This is a genomic window from Bradyrhizobium sp. P5_C12 (assembly GCF_054049735.1).
Map to the genome: position 1 here is coordinate 1 of NZ_JBFULU010000021.1, position 14,196 is coordinate 14,196.

Consider the following 14,196-nt stretch of genomic DNA (forward strand, 5'->3'; position numbering starts at 1 on the left):
ACCGTGTCTTGATCATTCGAGGACGAAAGAATGATGATAGCAATGGTCGGATAGCTGTCTCGTAGTTCGCGGAGGACAGAGAAGCCGTCTCTGTCAGGCAAATTGATATCGAGCAGGATGAGGCTGATGTCGGGATGTTCCTCGACTATGTCCACTGCCTGACGGCTGCTCGAAGCTTCAAATATGACGGCTTCTCGCTTCAGCTGTCTCAGGACGGCGCACAACGCCTCGCGTATCAATGCATGATCGTCGACAATAAGGACTTTCATGAAAAGCTCTCCGTCATCCCATGGCACGGAGATCCAATTCAAGAAATCATACACCCGCCATTGGGTCTTTGGCGAGGAAGAGGCTGGCGGGAAGACTGGCCCCGAAGCCGTCCATTCTTCATCGCTGGTCCAACCGGCGGCCCACGGTGAGGCACCCAAGATAGAAGTTGAATGCCGTTGTATGTTGTAATTGTAATCAGCTCACGGGATGCCAAAAAAGGCGAGTGCGGCCACCAGAGTCGCGGGATTCAGACTGCGGATATCTTTAGGTACTTTGATCATAGGACCTAGGAACCCCTCCGTGAGGACCTCCGGCTGATTTACGCGCTGTGCCGTTGAACGATAATCGTCAACTGACAGCCTCGCGCGCCAGGAGGTTCTACCAGGCGTCGCCGTAATTTGCGGCCGGGTTCGGCGCGGCTGATATTTTCGTCAGTTTCGGTCCCTCTTGAAACGTGCGCGGACGCCGGACGGGGAACCAGATGCTTGATCGAACTGCCACCCCGAAGCCCTTCGCGGGCGCCCTGCCGGAGCTGAGCGGCTACGGCCGCGATCTGCGCATTGATGCCTGCCGCGGCATCGCGCTCTGGTGGATCTTCCTTGACCATGTCCCCAACAACATCGGGAGTTGGCTGACGCTGCGCAACTACGGCTTCAGCGATGCCGCGGAAGTATTCATGTTTCTTTCGGGTTTGACCTGCGCGCTGTCCTACGGCAAGGCACGGCAGAGCGGGGGCTGGACCGGCGTGATCGGCCGGACGCTGTGGCGAAGTTGGGATATTTATGTCGCATTTCTACTTCTCACCCTCGCCTGCGCCATCGTGGTTCACCTCGCAGGCGGCGGCCCTCTTGCCGACAAGAGCAATACGCGCATTCTGTTGGATCAGCCGGGCGTGACGCTCGCGCACGCGGCGACGCTGCAATACCGCCCAGTGAATACCGACATCTTGCCGCTCTTCGTGCTTTATCACCTCTTGTTCGCGCCGCTGCTGTGGCTGCTGCTGCGAGCGCCGAACGCAACGCTGGGCGCATCGCTGCTGCTTTACACACTGGTGCACGTCTTCGGCTGGACCATCCCGGCATGGCCGAACGGCCACTGGTTCTTCAATCCGCTGGCCTGGCAGCTGCCGCTTGTGCTTGGCGCGTGGTGGATCATCGAGGGCGAGAGATTTCGACCGTGGCTGACCTCACGCACCGTGCTTGTTCCTGCGGTTCTCTATCTGCTGATCAGCCTCATCATCGCATTGAGCTGGAGCGTCAAACCGCCGGAAGCGTTGGTCCCGCAGTCACTCGTGACGCTGTTTTACCCGATGGACAAATCGAATCTCGCTCCATTGCGGCTGCTGCATTTTCTGGCCCTTGCAGTGTTGGCCGCATGGCTCGTGCCTCGCGATTGGCGAGGGCTGACGACGCCGGTGATGCGTGGCGCCATTCTCTGTGGCCAGAATTCGCTGCCGATCTACTGCCTTGGCGTTCTGCTGACGCTGGTCAGCCACCTGGCGCTGCTCGACATCTCGGCGGGGCTGACGATGCAGGTCGCGCTCAGTGTTGGTGGCGTCCTGGTGATGATCGTGGTGGCGACGCTGCTGAATTTGATCACGATCAAGCCCAGGCAGCAGCCGCACGCGAAGGCCGTCGAGCGGCCAACCAGGTTTGAGCCTGTCATCAATCCCATGACAGCGAGGTCGCTCGGCGTTGACATTCCGCCCGCGTTGCTCGCCTGTGCCGACGAGGTTGATCTACTAAAGATGCTGTTTGCCCCGGTGCGCGAGTCCGGCTGCGGCGCGGATCCAGTGCCAGCAATGGCGCACGCCTTCGGGCCACCAGCGAAAAGTGTGGGTCAGGACGTGGATTAGATCGCAAGGACTCACAAGGACTGTGGAGCCTGCCCTTTGATCTTCCGGCCATCGTACAGGAGCCAAGGCCATGATTTCTCAGCCAAGGACCCACAAGAGAGCGATGCTGATCGCGGTGTACGTGATATTTGCCTGCGTAGCGGCATTTCTGTCGGTCAACCTGACATCACCCACCAGCGCCGCGCTGGGCGCGGACTGGCAGTGCAGCCGGTTTGCGCTCGTATTCACGACCTGCACCCCGGTGGGTGCACACGAGACCGTTTCCACTGGCCTGCGCAAGCTGTCCTAGGACATCAAAAACCGGACGCCGTGCTGCGAATGTAAGCTGAAATCAGAGGACACCCTCTGCGAGGGCTCCGTTACTCATTTGAGTCGGGCTGCCGATACGCTCGGCCACCTCCAACAGCTGCGCGGTCTGGCGCTCGATTGGAAACTTCGGCGGATGAAAATGATATGCCATCCTGGTCAGGAATTCCTCGAACCAACGATCCCGTCCGTGGCCGCACCGATCGTGAGAACGCAACTTTGGCGCGGTGCGAGTTGGCCGTTTAATGGGCAGAATGACAACTGCCTATTGCAGCCTCAATAGCTGGTTTTGCCTGACGCTTGTCGCGGCCTTCGGCTCTGCTGCCCCACTAGGCCGGCAAAGACCAGGGCGACGACTGCGACCGAGACGACGATGATCGCGCCCGAAAATGCGTAGATTGTCGGCGAGGCACCCGAATTCATCGCGCCGAACATATAAAGCGGAAGCGTGTTCTGGCGACCGGCCAGGTAGTAGGCGCGCGCCTGCTCGTTCAGTGAAAGGAGAAATGCAAAGACGAAGCTTGAGATGAGATTGGTGCGCATAAGCGGCAGGGTTATGTCGACGAAGGCCCGTATCGGCCCGGCGCCGAGGTCGCGGGCCGCCGCGATGGTGCTGGGCCTGACCGCCGACAGGCCGATGAGCGAGACCACAGTGGCGAACGGCAGCGTCCACAGAAGATGTCCGATTGCTATGGTGACCCAAGATGGGGCGAGACCGACAACTCTCAGAGTCGCCGACAGACCGAGGCCCTCAATCGTACCCGGGACGAACATGGCCGAGAGAATGACGAGGAGGAATACGCCGCGCAGGCGCGTCATCGTCCGGTAGGCGAGCGCAGCAGACAGACCGATCGGCGTCGCCAGTGCGGCTGTTGCGAGCCCGACCAGCGCGCTTTCCTTGAGAGCGCCGGCGAGGCGGCCATCGTCGAGAAGCGCAAAATACCATTTGAGGCTATAGCGGCTCGGCGGAACGAGTCCAAGCTGCGCGTCCGGGTTCAGCGATGCAAGCAGCAAGTACAGTACCGGCGCATACATGATTGCTAGGCTCAGCGCCGTGATAGTGGTGAACAAAAGCCGGCCGCCGCTGGTGCGTCCCGTGACGATTGCATCGAAGCTCATATGCCGAGGCTTTCGAACAGGCGCGACAGCCTGAGCGCGCGATTTGCGATGATGATGAGGACGGTGAGCAGAGTGACGACAACCGTAGCGATGGCGAAAGCGAGGGGGAAATTCACCACTCTCAGTACATCGTTGATCATGATGGAAATGGAAGAAGCACCAGCCCCTCCAAGAAGCTGGATCTCCATCGACGTGCCAACGGCGACGACGAATACGAACAGAAAGCCCGCCACGATTCCTGGCAGGATGAGCGGTAAGACGATGGTTGCGAGCACGGTCCAGAAGCCTGCACCAAGGTCCTGGCTTGCGCGAATCACTGAATGTTCGATCCGCGCGAATGCCAGCACGATGGGAATTATCGCGAATGGCAGATAGGCGGCGACCATCCCCAGGAGGACCGCAAAATCGGAGAACAAAAGCCATTCGACCGGGGTCTCCACAATTCCTAGGCTCATTAGCGCGTTGTTGATGACGCCCTGCCGACCAAGCACGAGGCGCCATGCAAAGGCGCGCACCAGGCCGCTCGTGAAGAATGGAATGGTGAACAGTGCGAGGAGGAGCGCAGCCCGGCGAGGTCCGCTCAACAGACCGACGACCGCCGCGGCCGGAACTGCGAGCAGCGTGGAGGCCGTAGCGGTCAGTGCGGCGAGGCCCGCCGTGCGCAGAAAGACGGTTGCTCGTCCGCTGTCGAGGAGGACCGCATATGACGAGAACGACCAGGCGGGCTTGATCCAGTAGGTATCAGGATCGAAGCTCCAGAAACTCCACATCGCGATCAGTGCCAGTGGAATGAAGCCCACCCCAACAAAGACCGCGAGCGACGGGAGCGCGAGAAGGAAGCCCGCCGGCCACCAGCGGGCGCCCACGCTTTCGCCGAGCCCCGGTTCGTGAGGCACTACGCGTTCCTCAATCTCTGCCACCATGTTTCGTAGAGCTGGAAATTGTCCGGCCGGGTGTTTTGCCAATAGATCTTGCCGGCAAACTTTTGCTTCACATGCTCGGCCAGTTTCCGGACGCCCGCCGGATCGAAGGCATTCGCATGAGCGTTCGCGTAGGCGACGTTGTTGTCGGTGGGTACGACGTAACCGCGCAGCAGGCCGAGCTTGCAGCCGTAGAATCCCGAGAAAAGGGCATTGACCAACTGATGGGCCGCCTTTGTACGCCCGCGGACCACCGCGCTCTTCAGCAGGACGGTATTGTTAGCCCATCCCTCGTAGCCTTCCTTCGGCACGGCATAATAGCAATCGACACCCCGCATCCGCGCGGCATAAACAATGGGTTCCCAGCCGGTCATCACCCAGACCTCCTGGTTGGCCAAGAGCTGGAGACCCTGTTCCCAACCGTTCCAGAACGTGCGGAACTGGCGGTCCCGCTTGTGCTTGATCAGGAATTCCATGACCAGCCCGAGCTCGTCAGCGGTCAGGTTACCAGGCTCGGCAATCTTCGCATTCTCGGAGTTCTTCAGATAAATGGCGGTAAAGATCACGCTGTTGATCCAGGCGTCTTCCATGGCGGTCTTGCCCTTCAGCTTCGGATCAAAGATGGCGCCATAGCTGTCGACGCTGCCAGCCTTGTCTCTTATGGCGATGATGGAATCGGCATTGATGACGGTCGGAATTCCGTAGGCCTTGTCATCGTGGGTCAGGTAGGGAATGTCCTTCGCCCACGGCCACACGCTCGCATAATTCGGGATCTGCGAAATGTCCCAGGGCGCAATCAGGCCGCGTCTCGCGAGTTCCTTTTCGCTGCCTCCCTGGAGCCCTGCGACATCATAAATGTCGTTTGCGTTGCCAGCCGCCAGCTTGGCAACGACCGGCCCCGGGTCATTGCCGTTATCGGTGAATTCGACTTTGACACCGCTGTCGTTGGCAAAGGTTCTCCAGCCGTCGTCGCCGATATCGAGCGTGCCGGTTGCCCAAAAATTGATCTCATCTAACGCTCGGGCGGCGCGCGGCAGGCCGAAACTTCCGACTGCCAGCGCGCCAGCGCCAAGAACACTGTTCTGAACAAGCTGGCGGCGTGTTAACTGGGAGAATACGCCCGGTGGAGAGCCATTCCCGATGCTGTGCGCCATTGTCCAAGCTCCTCAGGAGCCTCCCGACTTGATGCATATCATAATTCAGGCGCCTTCGCAGAGGCGGCGCTGGGCGGATATCAGGGCTCGACCAGCGCGTCCGGTAGCAACAGCGGCTTCATGGGTTCCCACACAATCTCGATGCTGCTGCCTGATGCGGGTACCGCGACACCCGGATCTGCGGAGATGAGAAACTTGAACGCTTGACCGTCAACCAAGCGGCTCTCAACCTCGACGTCGCGGCCCTTGTAGGCGGTGGAAATGACCGTGAGCGGCCCAAGATCACTTCGTTCTTCCGGGCGTGCGATCCTGATCCGCTCGGGTCGGAGGACCAGCACATAATCGTTCGCCGGGTCACGGCTGATGGGCGGTTCACAGCGGATATCTCGTCCAGCGACGCGCGCGTGCCAGTCGGCAATGCCGGAATCGACGCGCTCCGGCTTCAATATTGCGTCGAACCCAACGAACCGCGCGACGAAGGCATTGGCCGGTCGTTCGAAGACTTCGCGCGGCGTACCGATCTGTTCGATGCGGCCCGCTCGCAAAACGATGATTCGATCGCTTAGAGACAGAGCCTCATCCTGATTGTGAGTGACGGCAAGGATGGTCGCGCCGAGCCGTCGGTGCAGACGACTGATCTCGCCGCGCAGTTGCTGGCGCAATCGCTCATCGAGCCCCGTCAATGGCTCGTCGAGCAGAAGAACAGCAGGGTCGAGCACCAGCGCTCGGGCAAGCGCCACGCGTTGGCGCTGGCCTCCGGAAAGCTGGTGTATGCGGCGCCTCTCGTAGCCTTCAAGGGCAACGATAGCGAGCATCTCCGCCGTGCACTTGCGCCGCGTGGCCGGGTCGACGCCACGCACCTTGAGACCATAGGCGACGTTCTCGGCAACAGTCATGTGCGGAAACAGGCCGAGGTCCTGAAAGATCGTGTTGCATGGCCGCTTGTTGGGCGGAAGCGCCGTCATGTCCGTACCGGCGAAGAGAATACGTCCTGCGGTCGGCTGCAGGAAGCCACCGATCATTTGCAATATCGTACTCTTGCCAGAGCCGGAAGGCCCCAGCACCGTGACGAAGCTTCCCTCCGGCACCTCCAACGAAATGTCGGACACGACAGGTTTGTCGTAGACCTTGGCTACACGATCGAGCGCTATGGCGGCAGGCGAACTCATCCAGCCTACTCGTTCGCCAGAAAACCGAAACAGTCAATGGCTAACGTTGCGCGCGTGTGCAGTATCCACCAATCCGACCGGCAGAACGAATTGGACGCGCGCGCCGGCCTTGCCGTCTGACGATGCCGAAAGTTGACCGCCGTGACGCTGAACGATCATGCGGCAGATCGCGAGGCCCAATCCCATTCCATTCGCTTTGGTCGTGACGAATGCATCAAATATGTTGTTCAAACGTCCAGGATCAATCCCAGGTCCTGAATCCTCAACTGCCACCACGATTGTGTTGCGATCCCGAGGCTGTGTGCTCACCCGCAGCAGGCGTGTTTTATCCGTTGTGGTGGCCATGGCATCGATCGCATTGTGGACCAGGTTGAAGACCACCTGTCGCAACTGACCCTGATGCCCGTCGACCAGCGGCAGATCGGATGCAAGTTCGGTTTCGGTCGCGACGCCGTGATCCCTCAACTGTCCGTGAAGCGATTGCAGCACGCCACGTGCAATCTCGTTGACATCGACCGGTCCTCGGCTGTGATCGACCTTCTTAAACAGGGCACTGATGCTCTCGAAGACCTCGCTCGCGTGATGGCAGTCGGTGATGATCCGAGTCAGAATCGCCCGCAACTCGTCAAGATCGGGCGGCGTCATTTCAAGAAAGCTCATTGCCGCATCGCCGTTTGTCGCAATGGCCGTCAGGGGTTGGCGTACTTCGTGGGCGATGGACGCTGTGGCCGCCTCGACATTCAGCAGTTTGTTGTCTCGTTCGCGCTGCAGCGTCTCAACCGCCTCGCGCAGGGCGCGTTCGGTCCGTCGCAGGTCCGTTATGTCGGTCGAGATGCCGCAAATTCCCTGGACTTCGCCGGCGTCGGAAATCAGCGGCACCTTCTTGGACAGGAGCAACCGGTCACCTGCAGGCGTCTTCGACATTTCCTCGGATTCCGACAGCTTGCCCGTCATCATGGCGGCGACGTCATTGCTTCGATACTGCTGGGCGATTTCCATGGGAAACACATCAAAGTCTGTTCTGCCGAGGCACTGCTCCCGAGTCACGTTGCACAGCATCTCCATGCCTCGATTGAGGAAGGTGTAGCGACCATCTTTGCGCTTGGCGTAAATACTCGCGGCGCTGTTTTCGAGGACGGTGTGCAGGAGCAGATGGTTCTCTCGCAACGCCTCGTAGAGCGTTTCGATCCGCTGCCTCACGTCTGCAAAATGCTTGCGTGCTTTTGGCTCCGCGAGGTCTGCCTCAAGAGCATCAATCTCGCGCTTCAGTGCGGCGTAGTGCGCTTCAAATTCCGGTTGCGACATTGGGATGCTCGGGCCAACCGGTTGTACGACCTCATATCGAAGCAGCCATCCGCGTCCACTTTGCGGCCGCCACGATGACGCTGATGCAGGAAGACACCGACGCTACTACGATTTTGGCTGGCATTCAATCTCGCGTACGGATCGGCACGGAGGTTTTGCTGATGGTAGGCTCGTACCAACACTCATCCGGCTTGCGAGCCTGTGTGATTGGTTGTGCAGTGGCTGAAAATAAGGTCGCGAGGCCGTTTGGGAAGAATGAATTTCTGCAACCGCGTGCCCCAAACGTGCAAAGCCGATCGATCCACAACCGCTGGTCCGCGGTGCGAGGGTGTTGGGCGGGTGCGAGGCGCCGATAGCAAATCCTGATAGGCCAGTGCTTTGCTTTGCGGCAGCTCTGGCATCGTCGAGTCCCCAGCCTTGTGCAAACACCACCAGTGTTCTAAAATCACCCAGCAATGGCAAAAAAATCTCTCATTGCGATTGTCGATGACGATGAATCCATTCGCGTCTCGACGGCAAACCTCATTAGGGCATTCGGATTCGCTGCCCGGGGTTTTGCGTCCGCTGAGGAGTTTCTGCAGTCGCCGGAACTCGGCGAAACGTGCTGCGTCATTTCTGATGTTCAAATGCCGGGCATCGGCGGTCTCGAGTTGCAGAGCCGATTGGCGTCCACACATCGTCGAACGCCTGTCATCTTTATTACCGCTTTTCCGGATCTTCGAATCCAGGAGCGGGCGATCGCGGGTGGGGCCATCGGCTTTCTCACGAAGCCTTTCGACGGAAAGACCCTCATTCAATGTGTCGATCGCGCCCTCAAGCGGTCCAACAGTTGAGCGCATTTCTCGCGGGCGTTTCAGGCGAGCCGAGTGGCGCGCTCAGCAAGCTTGCGCAATTTCACATGAATTGCAGCAATAATCAGTCAGCGCTTGACCCGCAACCGCGGCTAGATGCGGACTGGATCAGGGAGCTTGCCCGTCAGCAAGGCGCATGGGCGAATATCCCACCGAAACGAAATCGCAAAGACCCGATCCGCTCTAGTCCGTATCTCTATCGCGCGCGCAACTTGGTCGAGCGCCTTCAATAAGATCAAGCAGTGTCGGCGTGTCGCGATCCGATATGACAAATTCGCGGCCAACCATCTGGTGTTCGCCAAACTCGCATCAATCCGTTGCGCGCTAGTGAGTCCACGCCCTAGCATTCGCTGAAGTTGACACGGATGCACATCGGAAGGCTCGCTGACCAGGCAAAGAGTGCTGACGAAAATCCGCGCGGCTTGAAATTTTGCGGAGTTTGATTGCCGCCAAAATATCGCCGCGCTTTCGCGAAACTATTTCGACGTGAGTACGTTTTCCGCGTCTCTGCTCATTGCAGCACTGGGGAGAAACCAGCGTAATTGCCAAGCGTTCGAGCGGACGTAAGACATAAATGATAAATGGCTGGCCATCGTGCCAGCGAGGAAAATCCGCTCCCACCTTTTTCGACGGCAATGATCTTGCCGCTCTAAAACATCTCACCGTTGGCTTGTCACCTTGAGGGGACGCAACTCGCGCCTCCCAGGCGGGCGACATTGCTTGCGGCCTAGACTTCCGTGCCAAGCATTTGAACTTGAAGCTCCAACGCCGTCGCACCGGCGTGACAGACCACTATTGCCAGCGAAGGGGTCGCGCATGCGACCGGCCTTTGCAGGATTCTCGGCAGGATTTTGGGCTGAGGGCACCACCATCGGAGATCGAGCGATGACCTATTATGACACCCTGCAACAGAACCTCGCGCATGGTTCGCCGTTCGGCCAGTCCGGTCCGCAACAATGGGGATCGGGAGCATTCGGTTCGCAAGGCGGCCAACAGCAAGGCGGCCAACAGTATGGAGGAGGCGGTCCTGGATTGGGCCAGGCTGCCTATGGACAGCAATACGGACAGTTCGGCGGTCAGCCGACCTTTGGCGCGTTTGGATATGGCCCCGGCTGGGGCGGGCAAACGGGCTGGGGTCAGCAGCCGGGTCAGCAGCCGGGTCAGCAGACCTGGGGCGGACAACAGCGCCAGCTTTCGCCGCAGGACGTGAATGAGGTCGTTCGGCAATTGGTACCGGCGCTGCCTCAAATTCTCGCGCAAGCTCAGACTCCATTCGCAGGAATGGGCTATGCGGCTTACGGCCAGGCGCCGCGGCAGCTAAGTCCGCAAGACGTGAGCGAGGTGGTGCGGCAGATCCTGCCCATCGTGCCGCAGATCATGGGAATGCTGCAAAGCCAGCCCCAAATGCAGCATTCGGCCATGCACGGCGGTCCGGGTCAGGGTCAATTCGGAGGCCTCGGTCAATTCGGTCCCGGCTATCCCACGCAGGCTCAGCCGGCGCAGATGTGGGGTACGCAGTTCGGCGCGCCGCAGTTCCAGGCGGCGTTCGGCGGTCAGACGGGCTTTGGCCAGCAGCGACAACTGACGCAGCAAGACGTCGCTGACATCACCCGCCAGCTGATCGGCGTCATACCCCAGGTCATCGGCAACCTTCAGGCCTACGGCCAGCAGCGGATGATCTGACCGCGCGGTAAGGCGCGACCGCCGCCAAAAGCGGCGGTCGCGCCTGCCGTTGCGCATGCTTCCTCCCAAGGAGAACCCTCATGTCGGATTCCAATCCCTCCGCCGCATCCGCGTCACAGCGCCACTCCCCGGACATTCAGCAGCTCGTGGGCCTGCTCGGCAATTTGATGCCGCTGCTCTTGCGCCTGCAGTCGCACACGTTCGAGCAGCCGTTCCGAACCATGCCCGGCAACTTCCCGATGCCGAACCCGGTGCTCGATCATCAGGCTGCGGAAAACATGATCGGAGACATGATCGCGGAATCACTGCGTTCGCTCTCCGCCTATCTCGAGGCCAACGCGGCACAGCATGCGGGCCTCGAAAACTGCGTCGCGATCGTCACCCAGGCAGCCAACAAGTTTACCGAGCGGGATTTTGCGCAGGCCTTCAACCTGATCTATTTCGCCTATCGCGCGATCGAAGCCGCCCGCGCAGCCGATCCCCGCCTTCCGTTACCGCGACAGGCTTCGATCGATCGCACGCAATCTTCCATCCACTGAAATCAACGGAGGCCACGTCATGGCAACAAGTCCAGATGATGCGCGACCGACCTCGAGCGACAATCGACGCAAGCAAGTGCGCACCACTCAATACATGATCGCGCCAGCAGGCGCCGGCATCAGCGCTCAAACGCTGGCCGAACAACTGAACCGGTTCGGCAACATCCTGTGGACCCACGACCAGCGTGGCGTCAGCGGCCCGCCAATTGCGATCGTGCGCATGCCTGACGAAGCCGCCGAGGTCTTGCGCCGTTCCACGGGAGGTAGCCTCATCATCGAGCCGGACAGCCATCTGCGAGCAGCATCCTTTGCCGGTCCAGCCTCGTCTTTCATCCCGGCGGCGATGACCGCACTCGGGCCGGACTTGACGGTGACGATCCGGGTCCTCAGCGAAACAGGTGCGCCTGTGGAACACGCAACTGTGCAGCTCGTCGGCGAGCAAGCGTCAGTTCAAGGACGGACGGACCGTGATGGCAACGTCGATCTGACGCTGCGGGACGAAGTGCCGGAAACAATCGCCGCCATTTTCGTCAGCGCACGCTCCGGCCATTGGGGCTTGTGGCAACAGCAGCCCTATATCGAGGCCGATGCGGTGAACACCCTCACCCTGAAACCGTTGCCACTACCTGACCGGCCGGATTGGGGCGGCGAAGCGATGCGCTTCGATCAGATTCCCGACCATTGCCGTGGAGCTGACGTCAAGATCGCGCTCATCGACAGCGGCGTGGCGACCAGCCACAAGCAATTGGCTGACATCAAGCACGGTATCGATGCTAGAGGTGGCGACGATCGCTTATGGTCAAAGGACGTCACTGGCCACGGTACGCCTTGCGCAGGCATCATCAATGCGGCAGCGCAGGCAGATCACGGCATCCGCGGCTACGCCCCGGACAGCGAGCTGCATGTTTGCAAGCTTCCCCCAGATGCCCGTTGCAGCGACCTGATCGCGGCGCTCGATGATTGCCTGCAAAACGGCATCGACGTGGCGTGCATCGGAGTCGGTTGCGAGCGCGGCTCCGTGCTGGTTGAGCAGCACATTGCCATGGCCAAGCAGCAAGGCGTCAGCATCATCGCTGCCGCCGGCAACTCCGGAGAGGGCATACTGTTTCCGGCCTGTTCTCCGCATGTCGTAGCGGTCGGTGCGGTCGGACAGATGGGAAGCTTCCCGGAAGACAGTCCGCAGGCGGCGCAGGCCGCAGCCGCCACTGCGGCGGCGGGCGGGTTGTTTGTACCGCCGTTTTCCTGCCGCGGGTCCGAACTCGACCTGTGCGCGCCCGGTGTTGCGGTCATTGCCTGCCAGTCGCCGGACGGCTACGCGGTCTGCGACGGCACCTCGCTTGCAGCGGCTTACGTCGCCGCGCTTGCAGCCTTGATCCTCGCCGACCACGCCGACTTCAAGGGCAGCTTCGCCGCAAAGGATGTCCACCGGGTCGAACGGCTGTTCCAAATTCTGAAGGATACTGCGCAGCCCATCGGCCATCCATGGCAGACCGGGGCGGGGTTGCCGGATGCAGCCCGCGCACTCGGCGTCCGGACCGATCAGCGGCCCTTCGCCATGCCTCTGAATGCCGGATTGCGCGAGATGCGCAGCGCCATTCGGCAGCTCGATCGGACGCCATTCGGCGCAAGCCAGGCGATGATATTCGAGCCGCCGCGCGGCCCGGCCAACGTGACGCGGCTTCCGCTGAATCCGGCCCCTCTCGCGTTCCAGGCTGCCGGCGGGGGAACAGCGACAGTGCATGAACTCAGAGCAGCTATGGCGCTCGCGGGTCTAGCAGAAGGACCTTAGGGGATAATCGGGACCGGCCGTCCTAAAACGTCGCCTGCATAAGGGCCCGCGGCCAGGCGACCGAGAAGCGGCAGGCCTTGCAGCCGAGGTCGCGGATGAGCGCGATATCCTCCTTGTAGGGTGATAGTGCTCGTTGGCGCGGTCACCTGTGGTGCCGTCATCCGCCGAAGGCGCCCATCGCCGCGAACGAACCGGTGCTGGAGGGCTGCTCCGGCATGACTGCGACCGCGCGGTCGCGATCAGGCCTGCTCGTCAGCATCTCCATCTCCTTGCAGCTTGCTGCGCAGCGCCGACATGACGGCCCGCGTGGCTTCGATATCCTTGACCCGAAGTCCTTCCGAGAGTTGGTTGATCCAAGGCGCCTGCAGGCGCATGGCCGTCTCGAACGTCTGCTTCCCCTTGTTGGTCAGAACGACGAGTTGGGCCCGCCGGTGATGCGGATTGGGCTCAAAGGCGACCAGCCCCTCCTTTTCCAGATCGTTGACGATCCGCTGCACGTTTTGCCGGTTCGCTCCCATGTCCCGCGCAAGCCACGCGACCGGCTGCGGCCGGGCCGCCGTGACGATGGTGCCGAGGACCTGCCAGCGGGCACTCGTCAGGCCAAGCTTGGCGACCAGCCTGTCGCCCGCCGCGAGCAGGCGGTTGTTGAGGCCGAAGAGGTCGAGAATGAGGGTGGTCAAGGCGGTTCCGGCCGGCGTCCGCTCGCTATCTTTCATATGTCACCATAGATCATTATTGACATGATCATGTCAATATTTTAGTATTGATGATGTCGTAATGACATCATACCACCAACTCGAACGGAGCTCAAAAATGGCGCGCTTGCAGCCAATGGACCCTGCATTCCCAATCGAACGTCAGCTCGCCGTCGACGCTTCCCCCGTCGTGCTCGTGAACGTCTTCACGCTTGCCAAGGCCGACGAGCAGACGTTCCTCCGGGCCTGGCAGGACGACGCGGACTTCATGAAGGGGCAGCCAGGCTTCATCTCGACCCAGCTTCACCGCGCGATCGGCGAAAGCCCGACATACCTGAATTACGCCGTCTGGGAATCGACCGCCGATTTCCGCGCCGCGTTCACCCATCCGGAGTTCAGGGCAAAGATCGCGGTCTATCCGGCTTCGGCGGTGGCGTCCCCGCATCTCTTCCAGAAAGTCGGCGTGCCCGGCATCTGCGTGGCCTGAGCGCGCCCGCTTCCGTCTTTCGGCCGGCACGATGACCAGTCCCGGTCGATCTGA

The 14,196-nt window shown here is 60.7% G+C and carries 14 protein-coding genes and 2 pseudogenes; 8 read left to right on the plus strand and 8 right to left on the minus strand.

The window, feature by feature from the left end:
* A partial coding sequence (locus ACXJMY_RS19670) for a response regulator (RefSeq protein ID WP_456620999.1) occupies positions 1-269 on the minus strand: 269 nt, incomplete at its 3' end.
* 482 nt (positions 270-751) lie between these two features.
* Here ACXJMY_RS19670 and opgC point away from each other — a divergent pair.
* Together opgC and ACXJMY_RS19680 are read left to right on the plus strand one after the other, a co-directional pair.
* Positions 752-2,125: an OpgC domain-containing protein gene (gene opgC, locus ACXJMY_RS19675; protein WP_456621000.1), complete on the plus strand. Its 1,374-nt coding sequence runs from the start codon at positions 752-754 to the stop codon at positions 2,123-2,125.
* A 103-nt stretch (positions 2,126-2,228) separates the two neighbouring features.
* Positions 2,229-2,414, plus strand: a complete 186-nt coding sequence (locus ACXJMY_RS19680) for a hypothetical protein (RefSeq protein WP_456621001.1) — start codon at positions 2,229-2,231, stop codon at positions 2,412-2,414.
* Between the two features lie 293 nt (positions 2,415-2,707).
* Here the strand turns inward: ACXJMY_RS19680 and ACXJMY_RS19685 are convergent, their stop codons facing one another.
* The 5 genes from ACXJMY_RS19685 to ACXJMY_RS19705 all read right to left on the minus strand — a co-directional run bounded on the left by ACXJMY_RS19685 (position 2,708) and on the right by ACXJMY_RS19705 (position 8,098).
* Positions 2,708-3,550: an ABC transporter permease gene (locus ACXJMY_RS19685; RefSeq protein ID WP_456621002.1), complete on the minus strand. Its 843-nt coding sequence runs from the start codon at positions 3,548-3,550 to the stop codon at positions 2,708-2,710.
* Entirely contained in the window at positions 3,547-4,446 is a 900-nt protein-coding gene (locus ACXJMY_RS19690; RefSeq protein WP_456621003.1) for an ABC transporter permease, read from the minus strand. The genes ACXJMY_RS19685 and ACXJMY_RS19690 overlap by 4 nt, the downstream gene beginning before the upstream one ends.
* The gene (locus tag ACXJMY_RS19695; protein WP_456621004.1) at positions 4,446-5,624 is read right to left on the minus strand and encodes an ABC transporter substrate-binding protein; all 1,179 of its coding nucleotides are present in this window, start codon (positions 5,622-5,624) and stop codon (positions 4,446-4,448) included. The genes ACXJMY_RS19690 and ACXJMY_RS19695 overlap by 1 nt, the downstream gene beginning before the upstream one ends.
* A gap of 80 nt (positions 5,625-5,704) precedes the next feature.
* The gene (locus ACXJMY_RS19700; RefSeq protein ID WP_456621005.1) at positions 5,705-6,793 is read right to left on the minus strand and encodes an ABC transporter ATP-binding protein; all 1,089 of its coding nucleotides are present in this window, start codon (positions 6,791-6,793) and stop codon (positions 5,705-5,707) included.
* Between the two features lie 33 nt (positions 6,794-6,826).
* A complete protein-coding gene (locus tag ACXJMY_RS19705) occupies positions 6,827-8,098 on the minus strand; it encodes a two-component system sensor histidine kinase NtrB (protein WP_456621006.1) in 1,272 nt (423 codons plus the stop codon).
* A gap of 455 nt (positions 8,099-8,553) precedes the next feature.
* Here ACXJMY_RS19705 and ACXJMY_RS19710 point away from each other — a divergent pair, with 455 nt between their 5' ends.
* The 5 genes and pseudogenes from ACXJMY_RS19710 to ACXJMY_RS19730 all read left to right on the plus strand — a co-directional run bounded on the left by ACXJMY_RS19710 (position 8,554) and on the right by ACXJMY_RS19730 (position 12,960).
* On the plus strand, positions 8,554-8,931 hold the full coding sequence (locus ACXJMY_RS19710) for a response regulator transcription factor (RefSeq protein WP_456621007.1): 378 nt from the start codon (positions 8,554-8,556) through the stop codon (positions 8,929-8,931).
* A gap of 113 nt (positions 8,932-9,044) precedes the next feature.
* A pseudogene (locus ACXJMY_RS19715) lies at positions 9,045-9,303 on the plus strand (IS5/IS1182 family transposase); the annotation flags it as partial.
* A 531-nt stretch (positions 9,304-9,834) separates the two neighbouring features.
* Positions 9,835-10,632 carry a hypothetical protein gene (locus ACXJMY_RS19720; RefSeq protein ID WP_456621008.1) on the plus strand — a complete coding sequence of 266 codons (798 nt, stop codon included), beginning with the start codon at positions 9,835-9,837 and terminating at the stop codon, positions 10,630-10,632.
* A gap of 80 nt (positions 10,633-10,712) precedes the next feature.
* Positions 10,713-11,171, plus strand: coding sequence for a hypothetical protein (locus ACXJMY_RS19725; RefSeq protein ID WP_456621009.1), 459 nt, complete (start codon positions 10,713-10,715; stop codon positions 11,169-11,171).
* Between the two features lie 19 nt (positions 11,172-11,190).
* Positions 11,191-12,960 carry a S8 family serine peptidase gene (locus tag ACXJMY_RS19730; RefSeq protein ID WP_456621010.1) on the plus strand — a complete coding sequence of 590 codons (1,770 nt, stop codon included), beginning with the start codon at positions 11,191-11,193 and terminating at the stop codon, positions 12,958-12,960.
* 46 nt (positions 12,961-13,006) lie between these two features.
* Here ACXJMY_RS19730 and ACXJMY_RS19735 read toward each other — a convergent pair.
* Both ACXJMY_RS19735 and ACXJMY_RS19740 read right to left on the minus strand, forming a co-directional pair.
* Positions 13,007-13,122, minus strand: a pseudogene (locus ACXJMY_RS19735) (family 1 glycosylhydrolase); the annotation flags it as partial.
* 77 nt (positions 13,123-13,199) lie between these two features.
* Positions 13,200-13,676 (minus strand): MarR family winged helix-turn-helix transcriptional regulator, encoded by a 477-nt coding sequence (locus tag ACXJMY_RS19740; protein ID WP_456621011.1) that lies wholly within the window; start codon positions 13,674-13,676, stop codon positions 13,200-13,202.
* 97 nt (positions 13,677-13,773) lie between these two features.
* Between ACXJMY_RS19740 and ACXJMY_RS19745 the strand changes: the two genes are divergently transcribed.
* Positions 13,774-14,142, plus strand: a complete 369-nt coding sequence (locus ACXJMY_RS19745) for an antibiotic biosynthesis monooxygenase family protein (RefSeq protein WP_456621012.1) — start codon at positions 13,774-13,776, stop codon at positions 14,140-14,142.
* Positions 14,143-14,196 lie beyond the last annotated feature (54 nt).

Coding starts and splice junctions, on each gene's coding strand:
- opgC (WP_456621000.1), top strand. CDS start 752: ATGCTTGATCGAACTGCCACCCCGAAGCCCTTCGCGGGCGCCCTGCCG.
- ACXJMY_RS19680 (WP_456621001.1), top strand. CDS start 2,229: ATGCTGATCGCGGTGTACGTGATATTTGCCTGCGTAGCGGCATTTCTG.
- ACXJMY_RS19685 (WP_456621002.1), bottom strand. CDS start 3,550: ATGAGCTTCGATGCAATCGTCACGGGACGCACCAGCGGCGGCCGGCTT.
- ACXJMY_RS19695 (WP_456621004.1), bottom strand. CDS start 5,624: ATGGCGCACAGCATCGGGAATGGCTCTCCACCGGGCGTATTCTCCCAG.
- ACXJMY_RS19700 (WP_456621005.1), bottom strand. CDS start 6,793: ATGAGTTCGCCTGCCGCCATAGCGCTCGATCGTGTAGCCAAGGTCTAC.
- ACXJMY_RS19705 (WP_456621006.1), bottom strand. CDS start 8,098: ATGTCGCAACCGGAATTTGAAGCGCACTACGCCGCACTGAAGCGCGAG.
- ACXJMY_RS19710 (WP_456621007.1), top strand. CDS start 8,554: ATGGCAAAAAAATCTCTCATTGCGATTGTCGATGACGATGAATCCATT.
- ACXJMY_RS19720 (WP_456621008.1), top strand. CDS start 9,835: ATGACCTATTATGACACCCTGCAACAGAACCTCGCGCATGGTTCGCCG.
- ACXJMY_RS19725 (WP_456621009.1), top strand. CDS start 10,713: ATGTCGGATTCCAATCCCTCCGCCGCATCCGCGTCACAGCGCCACTCC.
- ACXJMY_RS19730 (WP_456621010.1), top strand. CDS start 11,191: ATGGCAACAAGTCCAGATGATGCGCGACCGACCTCGAGCGACAATCGA.
- ACXJMY_RS19740 (WP_456621011.1), bottom strand. CDS start 13,676: ATGAAAGATAGCGAGCGGACGCCGGCCGGAACCGCCTTGACCACCCTC.
- ACXJMY_RS19745 (WP_456621012.1), top strand. CDS start 13,774: ATGGCGCGCTTGCAGCCAATGGACCCTGCATTCCCAATCGAACGTCAG.